This is a genomic window from Moellerella wisconsensis ATCC 35017 (assembly GCF_001294465.1).
GTDB lineage: Bacteria > Pseudomonadota > Gammaproteobacteria > Enterobacterales > Enterobacteriaceae > Moellerella > Moellerella wisconsensis.
The window spans coordinates 1-449 of the sequence record NZ_LGAA01000051.1; the positions used below are offsets into that span (position 1 = coordinate 1).

At 43.9% G+C, this 449-nt stretch carries 1 tRNA gene; it reads left to right on the forward strand.

Features of this window, described 5'->3' with window-relative positions:
* Positions 1–67: 67 nt before the first annotated feature.
* Positions 68–143: transfer RNA gene (locus M992_RS14330), tRNA-Glu, on the forward strand.
* Positions 144–449 lie beyond the last annotated feature (306 nt).

Sequence of the window (449 nt, forward strand, 5' to 3'; positions counted from 1 at the left end):
ATGTTGTGAGTTTTAAGACTCATGCTGATACGAAACGAGAAAGTGAAAGCTTTGTCGGTATTTTCGTGTCCCCATCGTCTAGAGGCCTAGGACACTGCCCTTTCACGGCTGTAACAGGGGTTCGAATCCCCTTGGGGACGCCATTCCGATAATGAGTGAAAGACATTATCACCCGTTCTGATGAACGAAAAATCTTAAAGATGATTCTAACGAGTCGTGTTTAAGATATTGCTCTTTAACAATCTGGAACAAGCTGAAATTTGAAAGCTTAAGCAACTGTGAGACACACTGACACAGTTTGTATTAAGCAGTCTCTCAATTTTTTGCAATCTTGAATGCTGTCTTGAACCGGTTCGTAACCGCGTTCATTAAGAGACACCTTCGGGTTGTGAGGTTAAGTGACTAAGCGTACACGGTGGATGCCTAGGCAGTCAGAGGCGATGAAGGAC